The 23,205-nt window shown below is 36.0% G+C and carries 21 protein-coding genes, 1 tRNA gene and 2 pseudogenes; 5 read left to right on the plus strand and 19 right to left on the minus strand.

Annotated features, from left to right (window positions below):
- Positions 1 to 95: 95 nt before the first annotated feature.
- Complete coding sequence (locus BUA97_RS17065) at positions 96 to 278, minus strand: hypothetical protein (protein ID WP_175546154.1); 183 nt, start codon at positions 276 to 278, stop codon at positions 96 to 98.
- A gap of 15 nt (positions 279 to 293) precedes the next feature.
- Between BUA97_RS17065 and BUA97_RS00005 the strand changes: the two genes are divergently transcribed.
- Positions 294 to 875 (plus strand): IS1595 family transposase, encoded by a 582-nt coding sequence (locus BUA97_RS00005; RefSeq protein WP_175546155.1) that lies wholly within the window; start codon positions 294 to 296, stop codon positions 873 to 875.
- Positions 868 to 1,158: a hypothetical protein gene (locus BUA97_RS00010; RefSeq protein WP_072995572.1), complete on the plus strand. Its 291-nt coding sequence runs from the start codon at positions 868 to 870 to the stop codon at positions 1,156 to 1,158. Before BUA97_RS00005 ends, BUA97_RS00010 begins: the two co-directional genes overlap by 8 nt.
- A 354-nt stretch (positions 1,159 to 1,512) precedes the next feature.
- Here the strand turns inward: BUA97_RS00010 and BUA97_RS17260 are convergent, their stop codons facing one another.
- The 15 genes and pseudogenes from BUA97_RS17260 to BUA97_RS00085 form a co-directional block, all read right to left on the minus strand.
- Complete coding sequence (locus BUA97_RS17260; RefSeq protein WP_245795763.1) at positions 1,513 to 1,710, minus strand: helix-turn-helix domain-containing protein; 198 nt, start codon at positions 1,708 to 1,710, stop codon at positions 1,513 to 1,515.
- Between the two features lie 65 nt (positions 1,711 to 1,775).
- Entirely contained in the window at positions 1,776 to 2,411 is a 636-nt protein-coding gene (locus BUA97_RS00015) for a hypothetical protein (RefSeq protein WP_245795766.1), read from the minus strand.
- Positions 2,412 to 2,703: 292 nt separating this feature from the next.
- A pseudogene (locus BUA97_RS17230) lies at positions 2,704 to 3,309 on the minus strand (SDR family oxidoreductase).
- Between the two features lie 264 nt (positions 3,310 to 3,573).
- The gene (locus BUA97_RS00025) at positions 3,574 to 4,413 is read right to left on the minus strand and encodes an SDR family oxidoreductase (RefSeq protein WP_072995574.1); all 840 of its coding nucleotides are present in this window, start codon (positions 4,411 to 4,413) and stop codon (positions 3,574 to 3,576) included.
- Positions 4,414 to 4,613: 200 nt separating this feature from the next.
- Positions 4,614 to 5,381 carry a LytR/AlgR family response regulator transcription factor gene (locus tag BUA97_RS00030; RefSeq protein ID WP_072995576.1) on the minus strand — a complete coding sequence of 256 codons (768 nt, stop codon included), beginning with the start codon at positions 5,379 to 5,381 and terminating at the stop codon, positions 4,614 to 4,616.
- 2 nt (positions 5,382 to 5,383) lie between these two features.
- A complete protein-coding gene (locus tag BUA97_RS00035) occupies positions 5,384 to 6,349 on the minus strand; it encodes a sensor histidine kinase (protein ID WP_072995577.1) in 966 nt (321 codons plus the stop codon).
- Between the two features lie 110 nt (positions 6,350 to 6,459).
- Entirely contained in the window at positions 6,460 to 7,374 is a 915-nt protein-coding gene (locus BUA97_RS00040) for a DUF6268 family outer membrane beta-barrel protein (RefSeq protein ID WP_072995578.1), read from the minus strand.
- Positions 7,367 to 7,873, minus strand: coding sequence for a hypothetical protein (locus tag BUA97_RS00045; protein WP_072995580.1), 507 nt, complete (start codon positions 7,871 to 7,873; stop codon positions 7,367 to 7,369). The genes BUA97_RS00040 and BUA97_RS00045 overlap by 8 nt, the downstream gene beginning before the upstream one ends.
- A 56-nt stretch (positions 7,874 to 7,929) precedes the next feature.
- Positions 7,930 to 8,322 (minus strand): hypothetical protein, encoded by a 393-nt coding sequence (locus BUA97_RS00050; RefSeq protein ID WP_139258160.1) that lies wholly within the window; start codon positions 8,320 to 8,322, stop codon positions 7,930 to 7,932.
- A 321-nt stretch (positions 8,323 to 8,643) separates the two neighbouring features.
- Positions 8,644 to 9,315: an ABC transporter ATP-binding protein gene (locus tag BUA97_RS00055; protein WP_072995582.1), complete on the minus strand. Its 672-nt coding sequence runs from the start codon at positions 9,313 to 9,315 to the stop codon at positions 8,644 to 8,646.
- Positions 9,316 to 9,608: 293 nt separating this feature from the next.
- On the minus strand, positions 9,609 to 10,847 hold the full coding sequence (locus BUA97_RS00060) for an ABC transporter permease (RefSeq protein WP_072995584.1): 1,239 nt from the start codon (positions 10,845 to 10,847) through the stop codon (positions 9,609 to 9,611).
- A 4-nt stretch (positions 10,848 to 10,851) separates the two neighbouring features.
- On the minus strand, positions 10,852 to 11,943 hold the full coding sequence (locus BUA97_RS00065) for an efflux RND transporter periplasmic adaptor subunit (RefSeq protein ID WP_072995586.1): 1,092 nt from the start codon (positions 11,941 to 11,943) through the stop codon (positions 10,852 to 10,854).
- 9 nt (positions 11,944 to 11,952) lie between these two features.
- Positions 11,953 to 13,269 carry a TolC family protein gene (locus BUA97_RS00070; RefSeq protein WP_072995588.1) on the minus strand — a complete coding sequence of 439 codons (1,317 nt, stop codon included), beginning with the start codon at positions 13,267 to 13,269 and terminating at the stop codon, positions 11,953 to 11,955.
- Positions 13,270 to 13,273: 4 nt separating this feature from the next.
- Complete coding sequence (locus tag BUA97_RS00075) at positions 13,274 to 13,654, minus strand: DUF2147 domain-containing protein (RefSeq protein WP_084081221.1); 381 nt, start codon at positions 13,652 to 13,654, stop codon at positions 13,274 to 13,276.
- 1,558 nt (positions 13,655 to 15,212) lie between these two features.
- Positions 15,213 to 15,875: a hypothetical protein gene (locus BUA97_RS00085; RefSeq protein WP_139258162.1), complete on the minus strand. Its 663-nt coding sequence runs from the start codon at positions 15,873 to 15,875 to the stop codon at positions 15,213 to 15,215.
- A 308-nt stretch (positions 15,876 to 16,183) separates the two neighbouring features.
- On the opposite strand from BUA97_RS00085, the gene BUA97_RS16950 reads away from it, so the two are divergent.
- The 3 genes and pseudogenes from BUA97_RS16950 to BUA97_RS16955 all read left to right on the plus strand — a co-directional run bounded on the left by BUA97_RS16950 (position 16,184) and on the right by BUA97_RS16955 (position 17,634).
- Entirely contained in the window at positions 16,184 to 16,843 is a 660-nt protein-coding gene (locus tag BUA97_RS16950; protein ID WP_139258164.1) for a recombinase family protein, read from the plus strand.
- 23 nt (positions 16,844 to 16,866) lie between these two features.
- Positions 16,867 to 16,914 (plus strand): annotated as a pseudogene (locus BUA97_RS17455) (hypothetical protein); the annotation flags it as partial.
- 12 nt (positions 16,915 to 16,926) lie between these two features.
- Entirely contained in the window at positions 16,927 to 17,634 is a 708-nt protein-coding gene (locus BUA97_RS16955) for a zinc ribbon domain-containing protein (RefSeq protein WP_245795768.1), read from the plus strand.
- 61 nt (positions 17,635 to 17,695) lie between these two features.
- Here the strand turns inward: BUA97_RS16955 and BUA97_RS00100 are convergent.
- The 3 genes from BUA97_RS00100 to BUA97_RS00110 form a co-directional block, all read right to left on the minus strand.
- Positions 17,696 to 17,769, minus strand: a tRNA-Arg gene (locus BUA97_RS00100).
- A gap of 8 nt (positions 17,770 to 17,777) precedes the next feature.
- Entirely contained in the window at positions 17,778 to 19,556 is a 1,779-nt protein-coding gene (locus tag BUA97_RS00105; protein ID WP_072995599.1) for a TonB-dependent receptor, read from the minus strand.
- A 188-nt stretch (positions 19,557 to 19,744) separates the two neighbouring features.
- Positions 19,745 to 22,714, minus strand: coding sequence for a tetratricopeptide repeat protein (locus BUA97_RS00110; protein ID WP_072995601.1), 2,970 nt, complete (start codon positions 22,712 to 22,714; stop codon positions 19,745 to 19,747).
- Positions 22,715 to 23,205 lie beyond the last annotated feature (491 nt).

Below are 23,205 nucleotides of genomic sequence, written 5' to 3' on the forward strand. Positions count from 1 at the left end.
CCTGCAATCAGACAAAAAATGGAACAAGCCTATGTAACCTCCTCAAGAATGGAATATAAATTCTGGGATGCAGCTTATAATTTAAAAAAATGGATCTAGATACAAATCGCATAGAAGCTGTAATTTTTGATATGGATGGCGTTCTGATTGATTCTGAAAAATCTCTGGAAACAGGCAGAATCAGAGATCTTTACTTCATTAGGAGCAGAAGTAAGTGATGAACATTGTGCGTTCACAGCATCAATGACGACATCCCAAGTCACGAAATTCTGGCACAAAAAACCGCTTGGTATATGTTACAAAGAATCAGATCATGTTTTGGAATTGAAAACTACAACGAGTTAGAAGGAGTGGTAGAAGCAGACGAAGCTTTTTATGGTGGATTAAATAAAAATCGCCACAAAAGAAAAAAGATTCCACAATCACAAGGTCGCGCATGTGTTGATAAAACTCCAGTACTTGGATTAGTTCAAAGAGAGGGTAAACTTACAGCAGTAGTAACCAAAGATACATCTGTAAAATCATTACAACCTATAATCAAAAAGTATATAAAACCTCAGACAGTATTAATTACCGATGATTGGAAAGGGTACAGAAATATGCCGGAATATAATCACTGTGTTATTAAAAACTACGCTAAACAAAAAATATATGATAACACAATTCATACTAATAACATAGAAGGCGCATGGAAAATCATGAAAAACATTCTTAGAGACATGTATAACTCAGTTTCAAGAAAATATCTACAGATATATGTAGATGAATTTGTTTTTCGTTATAATACCAGAGAAATGAAATGTGGAGTTAGATTTAATTACTTACTTTTGAATTCTAATATTAGAACAAAATATAAAGATCTAATCTATGTATAAGCCACTAGAACAAAATGAGCTCCTAATAAGGGCAGATATTAGAAGTGTAGAGTTCAATAACGAATTCTACTTTTCTATAGATGATATTGCTATGGAAATAAAACAAGATTTATCAAAAGTAAAGAGTATTGTTCTACCTATAAATGAAGAGTATATTAAAGTTGCTACTTTATCAGAAATAGAAAAAGGTCTAATAAAAGAACCACTGAAAGAAGAAGAACTATCTGAATTTAACAAAGCACTTTTGAAAGCAAGAAATTTTAAAGACGAAAATAAGAAGTAGGAGATGTTATAAACATCCCCTACGAAACCTATTGTTATTTTTAGGACAACTTTTTGGTTTACTTCTATAAAAGTATTTTCTACCATCTTGTGTTGGCTTGTTTACTCTTACGAACTTGTTTGAAGATTTCGCACTCATCACTATACAAGTTTATGATGACAACCATCACCGTGTCACCGTCGGCGCCTCCTTATTCGCCTTGGGTATTGATACGATTTGATGTAAAATCTTGTTACAAAAATAACAAAAAAGACCATACAACAACAGTATGGTTTTTCTGGACTTAGTGTAAAATGGGTATGGTTACCTTAATTATTACATTGATACTATCGACTATCCACTTACAATAATTCACTACATTTCCCGAAACCGCATAGGAGGCATTTTCATATTTTTTTTAAAAAAGTTATTAAAGTGCGTCGCTTCTTTGAACCCCAATGAATAAGCAATTTCTGAGACGTTCCATTCGGTATGTCTCAACAAAATTTTGGACTCCTGTAAGAGTCGCTCCGCAATAACTTCTGAGGTTGTCTTTTCGGTAATCTCTCTCACCGCTCTATTGAGATGATTGACGTGGACAGAAAGCTGAGCTGCAAATTCTGACGGTGAACGGAAGTTTAACTGCTGTCTGACATCCTCAATGGGAATTGACGCTCCAAGAGTTCCAGAAAAAGATTGGTGATCCGCTGCGAAGCATTCGTCTGCTGTCTTTCAGATTTGGAAGCCGGCTTCATTTTAAGTGTGTAATGCAGCAGATCAAATACCAGATTTCTCAAAAGGTCATACTTGTGTGTATAACCAGAGACCATTTCATCCTCCATCTTTTTGAAAAACCGAGATACATCTTCCATCTGATCATCTGTCAGTTCAAAAACAGGCAAGGTTCCGGGCTTAAAAACTTCGTAATCGTTCAGGTTTCCGAAGTGATGAAAAAATGCGGGTGTAAACACACAAAATATTCCGGATTTATGATCGTCAATCCATTCGAATTTGTACGGGATCTGAGGATTTGCAAAAAACAAGGCCTGCTTTTGAATATCGATCACTTTATCCGCATAATGAATCTTATTTCGGCCAATGATCAAGGTGATCTTAAAATAATCCTTTCTGCTGTAAACCACAGGTCTGGAATTTTTTCCTATAAATTCATCTATTGTAAAAACATTGAAATGCCCTACTCCGTTTCGGATATTATCAGGAACATAGTTAAATTTTGAACGATAAAAATCTTCCAGTGACTGAATCTTTCCCATATTTTAAATGTACAAAAATCAAATAGAAAACGCTTAACATTCCGATGACAACATTCCGTAATTTAAGCCATATGCTTTTCATCGAAAATCAGTTAGGGAGGACACTTTTTTCGTGCTTTCCAACTCTTCCGACAGCAAACTGATCTTTTCCTTCGCACGATGATAGGAATCGCTTCCAAGATAAAGTCGTACGGGTGGATTAGGATCATTAGCAATGTCGATAAAAACTTGAGCCAACTTTTCGGGATCTCCTATCTGAGTTCCGTTCATTGCAGCATATTTCGCGTGGGCCTTAAATTTTTTTATCAGCAAAAACAAGGGAACTGTCTTCCAGAAAATTAGTCCTGAACGCTCCCGGTGCCACTACCGTCACCTTGACCCCGAACCCTCTTACATCTTCCGCCATAACTTCGGACAGACCTGTTACCGCATATTTTGTTGCTGCATAGATGGCCCAACCGATTCCCGGCGCAAATCCCGCAATGGATGATACATTGATGATATTTCCAGACTTTTGCTGCCTGAAATATGGCATCACAGACTTCATTGTTTTAATGACGGCCATTATGTTAATGTTAAAACTGTCACTGATTTCTTTCTGATTCAATTCCTCCACAGCTCCTCCGATCCCATAGCCTGCGTTATTGACCAAAACATCAATTTTTCCGAATTTTGCTACCGTCTTTGCAATAGCCTCAACAATAGATTCCTGGTTCGAAAGATCAACTTCCAAAGCTAAAAACTGTTGTTAGCTAAAATCCCCTAAAGCATCAGTCAGATACTGCGATTTTCTGCTTGTTGCTGCTACTCTACATCCGTTTTCAATTAGTTTTTTCACCAATGCCATTCCCATCCCTTTTGATGCTCCTGTTACAAACCAAACTTTATTGGTATTCATATTTAATCTATTTAATTGACAAAATTAGGAGGTCATTGAACAGTAAGGCTAACTAAATAGAAACAGTAAATTACGAAAATCAAATAATCGAGTCAGATCTGATAAAAATTCAGATATCTGTTCCCAGTATTTTGGCTGATCTTCATGAAAATCGAATTTTAGTTAAAAGCATTTTATATCTTTTTGACCCCTCTCCAGAATAAATGCTTATATCCAAAAGGGAGTATTTTTAATCTCATTTTTAACAGGTATGCGCTTGTATTTTCAATTAAAATCAGTAGAAAAGGAAATGTTTTTATGACATTCCAATTCTTCCGACATTAAACTTATTTTTTCTGTAGCACGATGGTACGAATCACTTCCCAAAAAAAGACGTACCGGCGGATTAAGAAAATTTGCGATATCGATGAAGATTTCGGCCAGCTTATCGGGATTACCGATCTGTGTTCCGTTCATGGCGGCATATCTTTGGTCGAGTGCTCTGATGCCATTGTAACCTTCAATTTTATTCTTGCCAAAAACAATGGAACCATCTTCAAGGAAATTAGTTCTGAATGCACCTGGCGCCACCACTGTAACATTGACCCCAAACTCCCTTACATCCTCTGCCATAACTTCTGACAGTCCCATTACAGAATACTTCGTTGCTGCATAAACCGCTCGTCTTACTCCAGCTGCAAATCCCTCAATAGAAGATATATTAATGATGTTACCTGACTTTTGCTGTCTGAGGTAAGGCATTACAGATTTCATGGTTTTAATGACAGCCATCACGTTAATCTCAAAACTGGCATCAATCTCTTCTGTAGTCAATTCTTCTACGGCTCCACCGATCCCATAACCTGCATTATTAACTAAAACGTCGATTTTTCCAAAATGCAAAACAGTTCTTTCAAAAGCATTATTTATTGATTCCTGGCTCGTAAGATCCAGCTCCAACGGCAAAAACTGCAATTGGTCATAATCTCCTACAGCATCAATTAAAGTCTGATATTTTCTACTGGTTGCTGCAACTTTACCACCATTTTCAATTAATTTTTTCACCAACGCGAGGCCAATTCCTTTAGAAGCTCCCGTTATAAACCATACTTTACCTTTATCCATTTTAATTTATTTTCAAAACAAAATTAGAATGAAAACGGAAGATCATAACCAAATTGAAACAATATTTTACAAAAATCAAACAATTCAATAACGCTTTTACATTGACTTCTTTAATACATTTTAAACCGTGACTACAAAGTTTGATTACATACTCATCTACTCTTTTTACGGTTCGTAAATATTTATCACACAAGTTCTTTTTATAAAAATCGATCTGCACCTTCAAGCCATTCCTTGAAACCAGTAACTTTGAGACGGCTCACAATCGCCTGTTCCTCTGGTTCAATTTTAAGTTCAAGGATAACTTTTCGATTGAAGTAAGGTTGGATGGTGATGACAGCATTCCTGTTAATCAGCATTTGTCGGTTGATTCTGAAAAATGTTCGGGGATTACAAACACTCTCTATGTACTCCAGATTTTTGAAAACGGGATATCTCTTTTTGTCAAAGGTGTAAATGTAGACAACATCCTGCTCTATAATAAACATTGCAATATTTTCTGCAAAAACTACCATCGTCTTATCTCTCTGCTGAGCAAGAAAACTTTTCTGATAAACTGGAAATTTGGAACTTTCTTGGGGAATTTCAAAGGTCATCTTTTTCTTGAAACGTACGGCCAATTGTTTGAATTTTTGGAGGGAAGTCAATATCTCCTTATCTTCAAAGGGTTTCATAATATAATCTATCCCATTGTTTTTTATGGCCTGAAGCGCATATTCGTCATAAGCCGTACAAAAGATGATGGGTATGCTGATGTCAATATGACGGAATATTTCAAAGCTGTGCCCGTCTGACAAGTGGATATCAAGAAATATCAGATCTATATTCTGGCTGTATTTAGCGAGATATGAGACGGTATCTACAATAGAATCCAGCGTTTTCAGCACGATAAAATCCTTGTCTTTTTCGATAACATACTGCAGCATTTGGGCAGTGTGAATTTCGTCTTCTACCAAAAGAACATTCATAATTATATCAGTTTTAATTTTACTTCAAAGGATTCATCATTTGAATTCTTTATCATTCCGTCGGGAATCTTAAGCAAGGCATAACGTTGCATAAGATTCTCAAGACCGAATCCCGATATCTCACCAACAGTAAGTTTGGGCAATCTATTATTTTTTACCAAAATGTAATCATTCTCGGTGTAAATTTTAATTTCCAGCGGATGCGAAGAAGAAGTTCTGTTATGTTTGAAACAATTCTCTGCCAGAATCTGAAGGCTGAGTACAGGGATCTGCTTCTGTAAAAGACTTTCTTCAATATCAATAGATACTTTGATCGCACCTTCATTTCTCGTCTGTATTAGAAAAAGATAAGATTTCAGAACATCGATTTCTTCTTTTAGAGAGGTTGTTGATGTTTTGTTTAAGGTTAATGTCAACCGATAGAAATTGGACAAACTCATCACAAACTGTTCAGAAGAAGGATGATTATTCCTGATCATCGTCCGCAATGTATTGAATGAATTGAACAGAAAATGAGGATCAACTTTTGTTCTGAGTTCCTGAAGCTGAACTTTGTAATTCTCGATCAGGATTTGCTCATTTTGCAGCTGAAGCCTGGAAATACTTTCCTTAGCCTTGAGCGCAAACTGAATGATGAAGAACAATATTGCTGCAAAGAATAATTTGATAATGAAAACCCATTTGATAGTATTCGGTATTTTAAATATATACAAGGCAAAAAGGCCGTAAACTAAGACCGAGAAAGTCGTGACAGCACCTGTAATGATCAAGTTTCTATGTTTTTTCCTGATATTGGATAATATTTGCAGAAGATACCAGAGAATATACATTACAATAGATCCATAAAGCCATTTTTCCGCAAAATATTTAGGGACTTTACCACTCGCTTCCGAATTTGAAAAGAAATTGAGGCCCGGTAAAATAATTGCCAGAGCAAAAGGTAAAATAATATGTATCCTTTTTTTCATTTTTAGTTGAAGAATAATCTTACAATTCTTTTGTTACTCAAATCTACTGAACATTTCCAGTTTTATCTATCATTTTACAATTAAAAAAACAGACAAGTATCGATCTGATTTTATTTCTGCAAATTAAAACTGTAGCCGATTTCAAACCTTAAACCTCTTGATTTGATCTCCTGAACAGGCTGTATTTTTTGGCGAAGATCAAAAGTGAAGATGCTCCAGTTATTGGCATTGGTATCGTCGTAAAGCCTGATGCTGTTTATAAAATCATATCCGAGTCCCAGGGAAAACTTATGATTTCCTGCCAATTTATATTCCAATCCGCTCATGCCATACCAATTGTTGATTCTGATAAAACGACTGTTCTCTTCGTTTGCGGAGAGTCTGTAACTTGCCGCACTTGCAACTATCTCGTTGGTCCAAGACAGATTTTCGTTAATACTATAAGTGACTTTTGGTCGAATCGGCAGCAGTCCAGACAATTGGAGTTTTGGCGTGATCCTATAGTCCACCGATATAAATGGGTTCAGCTGATGCCCGAAGAACTGTCTGTTGTAGGACATTCCCCAACCTGTTCTGAGATTATCATTATGCTGAATGGTATATCTTGCGCCAAAAGAATAACGGAAATCTTCCCCACTCACATCTTTTAGATCTGAATAAACACCCAACTGCCCAAATATGTAGATTTTATAGTTCTCATTTATTTTGGTCTGCCAGAATACAAAAAGATCTGTACTGTAAAGATCTTTGGAAATCGAGGGATCAAGGCCTGAAATACTTTTTGACTTAAACTGCAATCGTCCGCCAGCCATTCCTTCTTCGGAACGGTAAATTGGGAAGTTTACAAAGACATCTATATTCTTCATATGGCCTTTTACAGAATCGCTCTTGATATTCTGGTAGCCGTAAGTGGCTCCAAAAAAATCATATTTTCCTTCTTGTGCAGAGATTTTACTGCTAAAAGCCAAAACCAATGCTGCTGAAAGAATTGACCATTTTTTCATTTCTCTTAAATAACTATTCATCTTTTTTCTTTTTTATATTAATGAAAATCCCGACACCTGCATTGACTGAAATTACGGAAAATCCTTTGACAGAACCTATTGGCTCTTTAAATTCTGAATGTACATACTGTAGATTTCCGGTAAGGTAAAAGGTATTGTTCAGCCTCAAATTGGTAGCGCCGGTAAATGCATAATAATTAGCCGTCCGATTTCTTGTAATAATTGCCGCTTCACTACCGTCCCCGCCTCCAATTGTTCGGGTAACATTTCCACCGCCTGCAATAGCCGTTAGCCTGCCGCCGGAGAGTTTTATGTCTGTCCAGAATTTCCTCTGCTGATAAATGATGTAGCCTATTCCAATGCCGCTACGCAACATTGCACCACCAGACCCAGATCCACTCACCGTAATGCCATCACCTGTATTTTCTATATTATTAACACTCTTCTTTTTTCCGGCGTAAATAGCGGCGCCTTCTGCACTTCCGTACCAACGGTCAGAAAAATAGTAGCCGGCATTCATATTTCCCAAAGACCGGGAACGTAGTAGTTTTCTCGGCTTCTTTTATTTTTACTTCTTTACCATATTTCTTCATTATTAAGAAAAAGATTCTTACAACCTGAAGTTTCATTTTCTCCTTGAATAGTTATGGTGGAAAATATTTTGCTCAGCTCGTATGATTCCTGACATAAAAATTCCCTGGAAAAACTCCTGCAGATAAGATGAACCCGATTGCGGTCAAAAAAATCCTCTTGGTACAATTCTTCAATCATATTTTTGAAAAATGCCAAAAAATCATTTGTCTCAGTAATTTGCTCAGTTTTGAGATAGTAGAAAATAGCATAATCATTCATTCCTGTGATAGGAATATTTTTGAGCTTATCCGAATTATATATACTGTCCAAATCGCTTGAAGCTCCAATAATGATAAAAACCTTCATTCCCGGGATTATCTGTGTTGAATTTTTCATTCTGTTATTCTGAACATAAATTTCGTATACCTTGTCCCGATATTTTATTTTACGTTTTATCTGTCCAAAGCATTTGGGAACGATGATCAATGTAAAAAAAATTAAAGCGTATTTACTCATTATTGTTTTTGTAATATCCGGCAAATTTGAAAAAGGCGATGCTGTAAATCGGTTGTAATTTTGTTGAACTGAACATTTTAAAAGCTGAATTGAACGGCAGTATTACTTCAGAATTTTTTCAGTAACCAAGTTTGACCCGCAAAACAAAAAAAAACCTATTGAAATAGGGTTTAGATTGTATTTAAATGCTTTTATTTTTTTTTAGATAATAATTTTACCATCCGCCATTTCAATAACGCGGTCGCAGTTGGCGGCAAATTCATCATCATGCGTAACTGCAATGATGGTCTGTCCTTTTTCTTTTGCCAACTCACGGAATATTTCGAAAACTATCTTGGTATTCTTTGAATCGAGATTTCCTGTCGGCTCGTCTCCCATGATGATGGCAGGATCGTTGATCAATGCTCTCGCTATTGCAACCCGCTGTTGCTGACCACCGGAGATTTTCGAGGCTTTTTTATGTTCGTGTCCTTTTATACCCAAGAGATCGAGAAGATCCAAGGCTTTGTGTTTAATTTCTTCTTTTGAACGCTTTTTTAGTTTGAGCGCAGGAAGCATCACATTGTCCAATACGGAAAATTCCGGTAACAGATAATGGAATTGAAAAACAAATCCAATATGCTCATTACGGAATGCGGACAGCTTATTTTGATTCAGCCCTGTCACAAGAGTATCGTTAATTATAATTTGCCCTTCATAATCTGTATCCATTGTGGAAAGGAGATATAAGAGCGTCGATTTCCCAGAACCCGATTTTCCTACCACAGCAACAAATTCCCCTTTATCTACCTCAAACGAAACATCCTTCAGAACCTGGAATTTTTCCGGTTCATAGAAATATTTATTAATATGGTTAATCGATAATGCTTTCATAATTGTGAAAAGTATAAGTTATTCCGGATATTCCATCCATAATAAAAATGCGATAATTAAAATTTCTGTGATGGTAATCACAATAAAGAGTATCAGTAACTTGATGATTATAAGTAGATTTTTAATCATTTTGATAAGTCAATAACAATAATAGCAACAGCAGTCCTGGCAATATGTATAGTATTCCCAATATTCCCTCGATAACTCTGCAAAAAATATCAGAATCAATACAATTACAAATAGTTTTATCGATGAACCATTGTCGTCATTGTTTTTATCGTCTTCTTTCCTCATCATCCTCTTAATATGGCTACCGGATCTATTTTCGATGCATTTCTTGCGGGCAGATATCCTGCAATGGCTGTTATCATAAGGCCGAACAGAAGAGCCAAAACATAATCTGCAGGACTATAATCTATTGGAAGCGTTGTCATCGAGCCGATTTTAAACGGAATCTGATCAACAACTTTAGAAACAAAATATCCGAATCCCAGTCCCGTAAATCCACCGATAAGTCCGATAATAATGGATTGTGTCAGAAAGATCTCGACAATATCGGCTCCATTGAAACCCATTGCCTTCAAAATTGCTATTTCTTTGATTTTTTCATTCACTGTCATATTCATAATATTATAAATACCAAATCCTGCGACGATCAAAATGGTACTGGAAACCGCTACCGCCAGAATATTTCGGAGCACGTTTGCAGAATCCAGCTGGGCATTGCCATCTTGCCACGCCTCCACTTTATATTTGGTCATTGCGGCTATTTTTCTAGAAATTTCTTTGGAGTTGTTATAATCATCAATATTGACAAGAATATCTGTCGCAAAGCTGCTGTTCTTTGAGAAAAGCTGTCTCGCCGAACGAATAGAAATAATGGCCCTGGTTTTATCCACACTGGCAGCACCTGTTTCCATAATTCCGATGATTTTGAAAATTCTTGTTATGCCGTCAGAGGTCAGAACCGTGATATTATCATCCATCCCAACACCGAGATTCTGCGCCAACTTGAATCCTAAAATAATTCCGTCCGAACGTTTTTCAAGGTCAAAAAAATGACCTTGCCGCATATAATCTGATGTATGAAACAGGTGATCTTCATTTTCAACATCCACTCCAGATAATGATGCATTGATCTTTGTAACACCATTTCTGATGAAAATATTCTGATTGAGCTGTTCCGTTATTGCTTCTATTTCTTCTAGTTTGGCAACAGATTCTTTGATAGGTTCTGTATTTTTGATGCCTTCAGTATAGCGGATATTTCTGGCATTATTCACGATAACAATTCCATCGTCTTTTTTAGTTGGTTGAAGAATATTATTGACATCCGAAGGCAGATCGTTATAGATCCTGATATGTGACATCGAAGTGAATGAGATCTGTGTCTGCGCGCTATTTACTCCGGACATAAAGCTGTTCATAAAAATGTACATCGATATTCCGAATGTGACACTCAAAACAGCCACAAAGAGTTGCTTGACCTTGGATGAAAGATATATCCACGATATTTTTCTGTTGATATTCATCTTCTTAGTTTTTAGGTTTTAGCAGCACATCTTTTTCGGAGATACCACTTCGGATCTCTGTCCATTCATTATCTTTTGAGCCGGTAACGATTTGTTTCTGAACTTTGTTTTCCAGTGTTACATAATTTCCTTTGGTAATATAAGACGTTGGTATGACCAGCACATTTTTCCTTTTCGTCGTTTCTATATCGGCCTGAAGTTGTGTGCCCGAAAAAACGGCTTTCGGAAGTTTTTCAAATTTTGCTTCGACAATATAAGATTGTTCCGTTTCGTCAAAAGCCGGGAGAATTTTAACGATGGTCGCAGAAAAAGTATCATTGGGATAAGTATTGAGACGGATGGCCGCCTTTTGCCCGATCCTGATTTTCGCAATATCATCTTCCGAAACATACAACCTCAGCTTGAAATGGCCGTTGCCTATTTTTACAATGTTATCACCTTGCTTTACGAGTTCACCCTTTTTTTTGAAGACTGTGAGAACCTCTCCTTTTCCGGGAGAAGTGATGTTATAATCCTTCAAAATTTCGTTTTGCTGATCGACTTGTATTGCATTTCTTTTCTCAACAAGTTCAAGTGTACTTTTTGTGTCCTGATAATTCTTTTGAAGCGAAATCAAATTGTTCTGAGAAGCTCTGTACTGCAACTGAGCTTTTTCCAGATCCAATTGGGAAACAGAATTTTTTACCCTGAGTTCCTGGTAACGCTGGAAATTGACCTTGTCCTGCTCCGCCTGATGCTGAGCCTGATCAATCTGTGACTGAATCTGAAGCAGTTGCGCAGAACTACTTGAAGTATTTTTTCTTGATTGAGAATACACCGTTTCTGCATCCTTCAGCTGTTCTGTCTGTATTTTATTTTCGATGGTGGCTACCAGGCTGTTTTTTGATATCTGATCACCTTCCGTCACCAAAATATCAAGTATGTTTCCGCTGATTTTTGCAGAGATAAGGTATTCTTCATCTTTTTCTACATATCCGCTTGCAAAGACGGCATCTTCTAAATTTTTTCTTACCGGCTTTGTTTTTTCTGTTTTATTACAGGAAATCAGCATCCCGGCAAATAGAAAAAGAACCGTTCTTGTGATTGTATTTTTCATAATGTGTAACTATGGTTTTTGAAAATCTATTTTCCGAATGTAGATCTTATATTTTGCCAGAGAAAAGTCAGCAAGGCTTTGCAGATAATTATACTGAGCAGAAAGAAGATCACTATATCGATCAAGGCGTTCGTCCAGACTGATGATCCCGCTTTCGTATTTGTTTTGGGTATGAATGTCATTTTTGTCCTGTAATGATAATATTTGGGTATTCCGTTCAAGATTGGTCTTTGTCTGGTCGTATTGCAGATTGAGAATTTCATCTTCTTTGTCCTTTACAATTTTTATATTTTCCAGTTGAATCTGCTGTATTTTCAACTCTGCTTTAGATTCTTTGATTTTTTGATTGTTGGAGAATCCATTGAAAACAGGGACATTAAGCTTTATTCCCAAAAACTGCTGAGGAAGTGTATTGGCATTTGAAAGATCATTAAGCCGATCTGTCGCCCAATTGTAATTATATTGATAAACAAATCCCATCGATGGATAGCGCAAAGCCTCATTTTGCTTTACGAGTGACTTTGAAATATCGATCTGCTTCTCCTGCAAAAGGACTTCCGGATGAACAGCCTGAAAATCAGAAGCAAAAACAGAATCCTCAAAACTTCCAATATCTGATATCTGAATTTCTTCGCGGAGGTTAAGGGCGCTTTGCATTTGTCTGTAAAGCTGTGCCATATTGTTTTCTGTGAGTTCAATTTTTCTTTGATTTTGAAGGTTCTGGATGGAAACACGGTTAAGGTCTGATTCGCTGATGACACCTTTCTTATATTTTTCTAAAGCATTGTCCAGCATTACCTCGGTAGTTTTAAGATTTTCTTTATCGATCTCCATTGACCTCTGAGCAAGCGAAATTGAATAGTAAAGGGAAGCCAATTGATTATAGGTGTTGAAACGATTCACTTCTGTATCAATCTTCCCTGCCTCTGATCTCAATTTTGAGGTCTTAATCGCAAAGATCTTCTGGAAGTCCAGAACATTCCATTGGACCTGCAGGGATGTTGTATAGACATATGGCTTTCCGAATGTCATTTCCTGAAAACTGCCTTCCGGAGCATTGGGATTAAATAGTTTTCCGGGAACCAATGTAGGCTGCAAAGTGATATTATCATTAAATCCTGCCGAAACGTTAATGGAAGGATAGAGAAATGATCTCACCTGTTTTTCCCCAATACTATTGATCTCCTGTTTTTCTGCCGGAATACGTATGGATGTACTGTGTTTGTCAGCATAGTCAAGCACTTCCCGAAAAGAGCCAAAAACAATCTGACTCTTGACAGAAAAGCAACAAAGCATAACAGATATTACTAAAAAAGATTTTTTCATTGATTTACAATCTGGTCCAAACCTGCGTTTTTGACATTATTCCGTAAGATGCTTTAACAGTTAACTGATCTTTAGTAATCTTCACGGTACAGGAAGCCGTTTTCCCTTTCTTTATGATATGAACCGTTCCATTATTGTAATTGCCCTCGTGTTGGAACTTGAGTCCGGTGATCTGTTTTTTACCAATGAGACTTTTATCTTCTGATTTCAGGATAACGGCATCGTAAGAAGGTCCGTTTTTAACAAATTCTACCACTTTTGTTTTATCTTCATTGGCCCATTTTCCAAGAAGTTTGTCCGGAGAATTCTGTGCTTGCATATTGATTCCCATTAATAGGAATACCAATGGAAAAATAATTTTTGAGGTTTTAAAAAGGTTTTTCATATAATCAATTTTTTTATAAGGTTTTTTATCTGTTAATCTTTGTTTCTGATGACAAAACTATTAACAAAGACAGCTATTCTTTATAGTTGTTTGGGTAGAATGAACAATATTGAAGGTGAATTGATCATTTTTTAAGCTTACATATTCAAAGAAAAAATCCGCAGTGTGGACCGCCCTAACAAGGTTTCTGACTTTTTTTAGGGGCAGTCCACATTCGTTTAAGGCTTCGCTTTTCGGAAAAAGTGCAGGGCTGCCGACTTTGGAACTGCATTTTGATAAATGCAAAATCACTTTGATAGAACTACCAAACAGACCCTAAAAGCTACATTACCATTGCTCTGCAAACCACAAACGATGGACAGGCTTTTAAAAAAACAGGGCATTATTGTAGTGGTACGCCAGAACGATACAGGACGTATTTATGGAATCACTGTCATAGACCACAATTCAAAAGCGATCTGGAACGGTTCACGTTTTAGCGAAGTATCTCTCTGCCAATATTTTTAATGATTACTGGAACCATAACATCAATCGGAAATAAAAGAAGCTACCGTACAGCCATCAACAAAATCCACATAAAACGATGCGGATACTCCTACGGAAGAAACACACCTTTTGTTCGACTTCTTAACGACGGACGAACACAAAAAAGGCTTGTTTGAAGCATTGGCCGGTTTAATGCCCGAAGCACAGAGACAAGATTTATGAGGGATAAGATGTTGCTAATAAGGTAAGTGAATTATATGAATAATCAAGATTTCTTTTTAAATCCTAGTCCACTTCTTTGAACCCCTATAAAAAATAAAAAACTAAATATCAGCATATTAAAGGGTTTTATCGTAGTCCCACCTGGACCGGTCAGTGATTGTATTTCATAAAAATTTACTCAGTCTTTCACAATACACTTGCTTACAGCAGCTTTATGACTTTTTCAAACTTTATGATCTGCACTACGAAGATAATTATCCTAATAAAGTTTAAATTCCTTTGTTTCTTTAAAATCAGAATAATCTATAGTTTTACGATACTTTGCATCGGCATGGCTTTCTATATGCTTTTCATCACTTTTTGAAAATTTAACTCCTAGTTCGCCTTTTATTTCTTCAATGGAAACAGTAAGCTTTTTCCACTACAGTCTGGAATAGGCTGTACCAAAAGATTCGGCAAGAATGCTGCGATCTTCTTCGGGAACTTGTGGAAGCCAAGTCACCATCCATTCTATTCTCTGGTCGGCGTGATCTGTCATGTCAAGAGAACAATGTCTCCAAAAACATTTTACATCTGCATCACGTGCTTCTCTACCTAGCTGGACAAGCCCCTGTAAACATTCAATTATGACACTGAAATGATTTGTTTAACAGCTGTACAACCTAGAAAACCGAGATCTTCAAGGCACCTGTACAGCACATCTGAATTTTCTTCAAAACCGCTTCTTGCCCAATGATAGTAATATATTTAGCAAAGGATGCCAAATGAAGACTAAAGAACATTTTTCTTTCATCTATTTCAGGATCATGAATTCCCTTTTGCGATAGTTCACGGCATAGAGAACATATATTTATATATATATAACAAATTCTTGATTATTATCCAAAGCAGTTTTAGCATATTTAACCAGGATGTCTATGAGGTCATCATAGGGTGCTGTGGTTTGCAGTTGTCTTAAAGCTTTCTCTTTTACAAAATCTCCAGTTTTATAGATTATGATTGAAAGTAGAGGAATGTTTTTTGCCGTAACCACCTGTGTTAAAATTATTTCAAATGTATCTGTCACTTGTTTATTGATTGCAAATCTGCTCCCACTGTTGTAATCTACAATTTCATGATCGGCACAAAGGTCAGTTAATAAAAAATAATTGTTGATAGCCCGCTCATAGGTTATTTTATCACCATTCTCTAGCGCAAGTTCAATAACGTTATAAAGTAATGCAAATGGATCGTTTATAATAACATTGGTGTTGTATTTTGATGTTACACTATGTAGAGGCGTTTCGTTTGGCCATTCAAATTGCAGTTTTTCACTTTTCTCTTTGGCTGCTTTATCTACAGATTTAAATTCATTCAAATAACGGGAAATATTATTCATACCTAAATTCATTTCCATTAGAAGACTTGGATTACATTCTTCAATTGCGATAATTTGAAGGAGAATAGCTCCGTAGATTAGCAAGGGTATGCAAAATATACCTGCTGCTGGTACATAAGTTTTATTGATAATCAAATTGATCAGTGGAATTATTGCAATAAATACGACTGCATAACAATAGATCAGATGACAGTTTGAAACAGATTGTAAAAGTGCTTTGTAGGGTGAGAATTGATTTTACGCAGAACACCTTAAAAAAGGTTTCTTTAGAAAGATCTAGAAAAATTCTGATGGAGTCTGGGTTAAATCCTACAGATGATGAAGTCAGAAGTATAATGGATTTTGCTCATCAGTTACCAAATCTTATTATTAAAAATTATATTTTAAAAATAATTTTACTACATTAGCCTGATAGCCATAATGTTAACACCCAACTTACTATTATGCTGATAGCAGATTTATATATTAGAGTTTCTACAGATGAACAAGCTAATAAAGGTTATTCTCAGAGAGATCAGCATGAAAGATTAGAACGATATTGCAATCAAAACCAGATTACGATCGGTCAGGTAATATTTGAGGACCATTCTGCAAAAAATTTTAATAGGCCGGAGTGGACAAAATATATCAATCACATAAAAAAAAGAAGTCTTAAATCAAATTTAGTTCTGTTTACAAAGTGGGATCGCTTTAGCAGAAATGCCGGTGATGCTTATCAGATGATTAAATTGCTGTTAGGCAACAACATTTCACCACAATCAATCGAGCAACCTCTAGACATGTCTATTCCGGAAAATAAGATGATGCTGGCAATCTATTTGGCAGCTCCGGAAGTTGAAAATGATCGAAGATCTCTAAATACTTTTTATGGGATGAGAAGAGCTCAGAAAGAAGGAAGGCTAATGGGAACAGCTTCGTACGGCTACGTCAATAAGTGTACAGAAGATGGCAGAAAATATGTTGGTCTTAAAGAGCCGGAAGCTTCGAATATGCTCTGGGCATTTAATGAGATTGCTAAAGGTAAATACTCCATCAATCAAATAAGGTTGAAGATGAATACTATGGTGCAAACATTAGCAGTACATCATTCTACAGGGCAATAAAAAATCCTATATACTGTGGTAAAATATTTATTAAAGCTTACAAAGATGAAGAGGCCTGCCTTGTTGAAGCTACCCATGAAAGTTTGATTTCGCAATCTCTTTTTAATAAGGTACAGAAAGTTTTAAGTGGAAAAACTTGGGCAGAAAGGCCACAAGGAAAAATGATTGCCCATAACCATTTTCCTTTAAGAGGTTTTTTAAAATGTCCCAAATGCGGAGGTCACATTACAGGTAGCGGATCGAAAGGTAAAAAGAACGTCTACTATTATTATCACTGCAAATCCAGATGTGGATACAGATATAGCTCTGACATAGTTAATGATGCATTCACAAAAGAGTTAAAAAAATATGAGTGTCATACTGGATTTAGTCACCTTATTAAGAAAATACTTTTGATCAATTTCAAAAATATTCATCAAGGTCTAGACGTGAAGAGAAAGGAAATTTCTTCAAAAATTATCAACTTGAATAATCGTCTAAATAGTGCCAGAGAAAAATACTTAGAGGACAAATTGGATTTTGAAGATTATCAGTTGATTAAAAACGAAAGTAAAAAGAAAATTGATGTATTGGAAATGGATTTGCAGAATCAAAAGCTAACTGGTAAAAATAGCGATATCACAACAAAACTTGATCAAGTGCTAAAAGTATTACCAAATCTCTCTCAAATCTATACTACAGGGGATTCAAACGGTAATGTGTTCGATTTTTGCCGAAAAACTAGAATTTCACGAAACGACTTTTCGAACACCCCAGATCAATTCCACCCTTTCCTCTATCTTATTAATTAACAATCAATTACAAAGTAAAAAAAAGGAAAAATCACTCCTAAAAGTGATTTTTCCCGTCAAGTGACCTCGAAGGGATTCGAACCCCTAACCCTCGGAGCCGAAATCCGATATTCTATCCAGTTGAACTACGAGGCCATTATCTATTAGAAACTAATCTTCACGCCGCCTAAAAACTGTGCGCCCAAAACTTTGTACCCCAGATAATTCTGATATTTGGCACCAAGAAGATTATTTCCGAGTGCGAAAATACTGAAATTTTTGTGAATTTTGTACTCTGCTGACAGATTTAAATCCGCAAATCCACCAACTTTTTCATTTTTATGCTCATCTGAAATATATCCGAAAGCTAAAGGATCTGTAGAAACATCATAAGCATTTGATGTTCTGTCAGTTACAAAATACGCCTTAAAACCAAGATTTAGTTTTTTCTCAAGCATTGTATATTTTGCACCAAGATTAACTTGAAATAATGGCTTATAATAAACTTCTTCCAGATTGTCCAGTTTATATTTCATAAAATGCAAACCAGCATCAACGGTCAGATTCTCCATCGGAAAAGCCTGCAAATCACCTTTCACTTCCATCAGCGTTCCATTGTCATAGATGGAACTGAAAGTATTGGCATAATCGTAACCACGTCTGTCAGCACTAATATTATTATCAAACAAATTATTGTTATAGAAAAACTGGGCATTGTTCACTTTGCTGAAACCTGCATTAAAATCATATTTAAAAGTCTGGTCAACATCACCTTTCATTCCAAAATAAAAATGATATTTGGTTTCGGTTGGCGTTAAAACCAAATCAGAAATCAAAAACGGATTTTCTTCTAACAAATTCCCATAAGTATTCAATTTCAAACCGCCATCAATTCCGCCGTAAAATTTGAATTCATCTGCTGCAGCAATCAAAACTTCGGCTTTCGGGAACCAATATAATTTGTTCTTCTTAGATTCTTCGGTCGCATTATTTGAATTTTTAGAACTAAGTAAGCTGAAATCCGAACCAATCATCAAATAAGATTCGCCTTTGTAGAAAGTAGCTTTCGGCGACAAAGTAAAACTGAACTGGTTATTCGTATTCTGACTCAGGATATCAAATTTAGAATTAACTGTTTCCAAATTGATTCCCAAATCTGCATTGGCCGTGATATCATCCTGAATCACAAAATCGTGTTTAGACAAATTCACTTCCAAATTGGCAAAATTTTCTTTAGCGCCAAAATGGTCGCTCAGGAAATAAGATTTCACTTTCACATTATTCAAAATTTCGTTGGAATAATGGTCGTAAGCTGCATTAACAGAAAACTTATTCACTTTTTGTTGCAAATCAATATCTGAATTGGGCGGTGTCAAAGCATAAATCCCGTAGTAATTATAATTATTGAAAGCATAATCCGCATCGATATTGAACTTTCCTGTTTCCGCGTAAATATTGGCAAACGCTCCGATTTTGGCTTGATTTTGTTTGGATAACCAATCGTAGTCTTTCTTCAAACCGCTTGTAGAAAGGTAATGAACATCTGCACCAACTTCAACATTCTCTTGTAATTTCCCGGAAACATTTGCATCTGCCAGGAATTTCCCATAATTTCCATAACCCAATCTGAAATAATTGGATTGATAGTCATTGGAGAATTTTGGCGAAATATCCTCGCCTTGGATTTCGGTCGTTTTGAAGTCAGAAACCGGCGGAACATCCACAATTGTATATTTCAGATTAATAGAATCTTCTTTCTTTTTATTATCGGGCGGATAATTTTTTTCCTGAACAACAGACGTTTTTTTCTTTTCGATTTTCTTAACTTCCGGCTCACGCTTTCTGTTCAGAATCAGTTGCTCTTCTTTGATTTGAGCACCAACTTCTGATATTCCGAATGTTCCTAAGAATGCCAAAACGGCAATATATTTTAGTTTGTTCATTTATTTTTTATTTAAATCAAATTAATCGCAAAGGCGCAATTGTTTGGATTAAAAAAGACTGTTAAAGTCGCAAAAGAAAGATTACATTTTATAGAATCTGATTTCATCGAAGATATTTTGCGACTTAAAAAATTTTTGTATTAAATTTTTGTGCGACTTTGTGATAAAAACAAGGTCTCTATTTTTAATTACTTCTTAATCTGTGCTTTCACTTCTTTTGCTTCTGCCACAATTTCAGGGAAATCACCATAGTTGTTGATAATTTCATCTACTGTGTAACTTGCCTGATAATTATCTTTCAGCGCCAGATAATTTTTCGCCATCACAACCAATGCTTTTGCGCCCCAATATTCTTCGGAAGCGTAATTGTTTGCCAGTTTGAAAATCGTTTCATTAGAAGATTTGAAAGCTTTTCCTTTGTTTTGATAAACCGCTTTTGCGTACAAAGCTTCTGCAGCAACTTCTGTATTTGATGACTTTTCTAACAATGCATAAGCCGTTTGCGCATCTTTATCTTTCCCTTGATTCATAAGACTTCTCGCTTTGATGACTTTCGCCTGTTCCAAAGTTGATGCAGAATTTTTGGAATTTGAAATCACAGAATTAGCATATTTCTCAGCTTCCGAAAAGTTCTTTTCGCCGGCGTAGATTTTCATCAATTCAATGGACGCGAAATTCTTAACATTCACATTTGTAGAATTCGCAACTTGTTCCAGATATTTTTTCGCATCTGATATTTTGTCTTGCGAAATGTAAATCTGAGCTAAACGAACTTGCGCGTCCTGTTGATTATCATTCTGAAAATCAGCGACATTTTGCAAAGGCAACATTGCTTTATCAATTTGTTTCAACTGATAATAACTTTCGCCCAACTCGTATTGAGATTTGAACAAATTGTCTCCGCTTGGATTCTGGTCAAGGTATTTTTCATAATAAGAAACCGCTTTTGCATAATCTTTTTTCGAGAAACTATCTTGAGCCAAATTCAGATTGATTTCACTGATTTCTGTTCCGGAAACATTGACATTCAGACCTTTTGCAAACTGTTCATAACCTGCAACATCGCCATTTTTGACGAAAGCAGGTTTTGCGGCTGCAACAATTTTGTCTGCATAAGCTGTATTTTTATACTGATTTGCTAATTGTCGAAATTCAGCAATAGCATTTTCATTCTGATTCGAATCAATCAAATTCTGCGCTCTGTAAATCTGGGAATTCGCTACCAGATCTTTGTCAGGACTGGATTTGATGACTTTATCAAAGTAAGCATTGGAATTGTTAAAATCATCATTCTGAGCATAAGCAGACGCAATTTCATAATTCGCATCATCTGCATATTCTGAATTCGGATATTTTGAAATCAAGGTTTTCAGTTCAGAGATTTTCGCAACTGTATCACCTTTGAAACCTAACGCCAAAGCTTTCTGATATAAAGTGTAATCGCTGGCATTTTCGGTTTTGTTATAAATCTCTAAGGCTTCATTTAATTGATTGTTAGCATAATAAGTATCAGCCAAACGCAATTCTGCATCCGCTTTAAATTCCTGTTTCGGGAACCTCAGATATTCCTTGAAATATTCCTGAGCAGAAGCAAAATCCTTAGACTTGAAATAAGCGTAACCTAAATCATAGTCCAATTGTTCACGTTCAGGAAAATTATCAGCCGTTTCGTTTTCTAATTCTTTATAGGCAGCAATGGCGGATTTGTAATCGGCTTTCTGATAATAAGTCTGTCCTAGCCAATATTTTGCTTTTTTATAATAATCTTTGTTTAAATTGAATTTAAGACTTCTCAAGAAATAAGATTCAGCTTGGTCAAAATTTCCTTTATTAAATTCCTCAGAACCCAATAAATAGGAAACTTCCTGCTCTATTTTTTTCGTTTCATTGGTTTTCTGATCCAATTTTGAAAGAGCATCCAAAGTGGCCCTGTAATCTCCGGAATATAAATAAGACTTCACCAAAAGCGATCGCATTTCCTGGGTTTTAGAGTTTGGATATTTATCCAGATACCTTTGAATTACTTTGGATGAATTCTCAAAAGGATTTCCTAATTCATAACCCAACTTTGCATATTGCTCCAAAGCCAGCTGCTGAACTTTTGCATCATAATTCATTTGAGACGCGTTGCGATAAGCCGAAAGCGCTTCCTGTTTCTGATTATTTTGCAGATAAGCATTTCCCAACTGATAATAAGCATTTTGTGCCAACGGAGATTGACTGTTAATCAATTGATTATAATAGCTAACAGCCTCAGCATTTTTCCCCACTTGAGAAGAAACAAATCCCATTTCATAAAGGTCAGTTTCAGACGGTGTTTGTTCTTTATCAAGGAATAATTTCAGATGCGGATAAGCCGACTGATAATCACCTTTCATAAAGTAGCTTTCTCCTACTATCTTATGGATCTCCGTGTCGTAAGCTGTGGTTTTTCCGTTGTTCAGAATTTCATTGCCTTCGGAAATTGCCAGATCATAATTCTTCTGATTATAATACATCTGCACATAATAAGGCTTCACCAAATGTGCATATTCCTCATTATTCTTGATCTGGTCAAAGTAAACAAAGGCATTTTCATTTTGTTTATCAGCATAATAAAGATGACCCAACATATAAGAAATCGCAGGTTTGCTGTTCTCATCGGCGTTTTTAAAAGATTCTTCCAAAGCTTCAATGGCTCCTGAAGAATCGCCAGTCATAAACTTAGCGTAACCCAACTTCATAATATGCTGGGTATTTTCCTCTTTGCTCAGCTGATATTGATTGACTTTCTGCAAAGTTTCCAAAGCTTTTTCGAAATCTTTTTTGGACAAATAATAATCTGCCAAAGGTCCGTTGGCCTGCGCAAAATAAGCCGACTTCGGGTATTCTTTTATAAAAGCATTGAGTCCTTCTTCTGCATATTGTTGCTGCAAAATCACACCAATCACATTGCTGAAAAACAATGCTGCCTCCTTCCTGGATTGGTTTAAGCTTTTGTTGTAAAAATACTGTTGAGAATATTCGTATTGGGAAGCGTTGTAGACCTTGGTGTTATAGAGATTTTCTGCCAAGCCAAAGTGATAGTCTTCTTTCTGTGTAAAATATTGAGATTGCTGCGCCTCGGAAATCCCGTAAATGGAAATCAGCGACGCGAGTATTACTTTTTTTGAATTCATACAGATTTTCAAAATTATTGCCAAAGCCTCTGCTTCAACAAAGTTTGTTCCTTTTCCAACGAAAATAGGGAAAAGATATTATCCGGGAGAAGATTTATTAGATTTTATAATTTAGAAATGTATTAAAATCTTGGATATGGGAACAACGGACAAAGGATACGGAACGGATACAGAGGCGATACGGAAATGTGCAAAATATATACAGAAAACGGCCATTTGGATACAGAATATATTAGTTTCCTGATATTCTCCGGCTCGCTAAAGCCTTTCTCTTGACTGGTATCAGTGACTGTCTGGTGCTAAAATCACGTATTGCAAATCCGCACTATCGGATACAAGGGTTATACAAAAGACTATTATATTAAAAATTACTAAACCAGCATTCCAAAGAAAGTAATTTGTTCTTCGGAAATTGTTCGGGACTCCTTCGGGTCTTCTTCGGAAAAAAGATATGTTTTCCGAAGAAGACCCGAAGGAACTCCGAAGAAAAG

This window comes from Epilithonimonas mollis (genome assembly GCF_900142325.1).
Lineage (GTDB): Bacteria > Bacteroidota > Bacteroidia > Flavobacteriales > Weeksellaceae > Epilithonimonas > Epilithonimonas mollis.

Excerpts from the sequence above, each read along its gene's own strand:
- BUA97_RS00005 (WP_175546155.1), top strand. The coding sequence starts at position 294 with ATGTTACAAAGAATCAGATCATGTTTTGGAATTGAAAACTACAACGAG.
- BUA97_RS00010 (WP_072995572.1), top strand. The coding sequence starts at position 868 with ATGTATAAGCCACTAGAACAAAATGAGCTCCTAATAAGGGCAGATATT.
- BUA97_RS00015 (WP_245795766.1), bottom strand. The coding sequence starts at position 2,411 with ATGGGAAAGATTCAGTCACTGGAAGATTTTTATCGTTCAAAATTTAAC.
- BUA97_RS00025 (WP_072995574.1), bottom strand. The coding sequence starts at position 4,413 with ATGGATAAAGGTAAAGTATGGTTTATAACGGGAGCTTCTAAAGGAATT.
- BUA97_RS00030 (WP_072995576.1), bottom strand. The coding sequence starts at position 5,381 with ATGAATGTTCTTTTGGTAGAAGACGAAATTCACACTGCCCAAATGCTG.
- BUA97_RS00035 (WP_072995577.1), bottom strand. The coding sequence starts at position 6,349 with ATGAAAAAAAGGATACATATTATTTTACCTTTTGCTCTGGCAATTATT.
- BUA97_RS00040 (WP_072995578.1), bottom strand. The coding sequence starts at position 7,374 with ATGAATAGTTATTTAAGAGAAATGAAAAAATGGTCAATTCTTTCAGCA.
- BUA97_RS00045 (WP_072995580.1), bottom strand. The coding sequence starts at position 7,873 with ATGAATGCCGGCTACTATTTTTCTGACCGTTGGTACGGAAGTGCAGAA.
- BUA97_RS00050 (WP_139258160.1), bottom strand. The coding sequence starts at position 8,322 with ATGAAAAATTCAACACAGATAATCCCGGGAATGAAGGTTTTTATCATT.
- BUA97_RS00055 (WP_072995582.1), bottom strand. The coding sequence starts at position 9,315 with ATGAAAGCATTATCGATTAACCATATTAATAAATATTTCTATGAACCG.
- BUA97_RS00060 (WP_072995584.1), bottom strand. The coding sequence starts at position 10,847 with ATGAATATCAACAGAAAAATATCGTGGATATATCTTTCATCCAAGGTC.
- BUA97_RS00065 (WP_072995586.1), bottom strand. The coding sequence starts at position 11,943 with ATGAAAAATACAATCACAAGAACGGTTCTTTTTCTATTTGCCGGGATG.
- BUA97_RS00070 (WP_072995588.1), bottom strand. The coding sequence starts at position 13,269 with ATGAAAAAATCTTTTTTAGTAATATCTGTTATGCTTTGTTGCTTTTCT.
- BUA97_RS00075 (WP_084081221.1), bottom strand. The coding sequence starts at position 13,654 with ATGAAAAACCTTTTTAAAACCTCAAAAATTATTTTTCCATTGGTATTC.
- BUA97_RS16950 (WP_139258164.1), top strand. The coding sequence starts at position 16,184 with ATGCTGATAGCAGATTTATATATTAGAGTTTCTACAGATGAACAAGCT.
- BUA97_RS00105 (WP_072995599.1), bottom strand. The coding sequence starts at position 19,556 with ATGAACAAACTAAAATATATTGCCGTTTTGGCATTCTTAGGAACATTC.
- BUA97_RS00110 (WP_072995601.1), bottom strand. The coding sequence starts at position 22,714 with ATGAATTCAAAAAAAGTAATACTCGCGTCGCTGATTTCCATTTACGGG.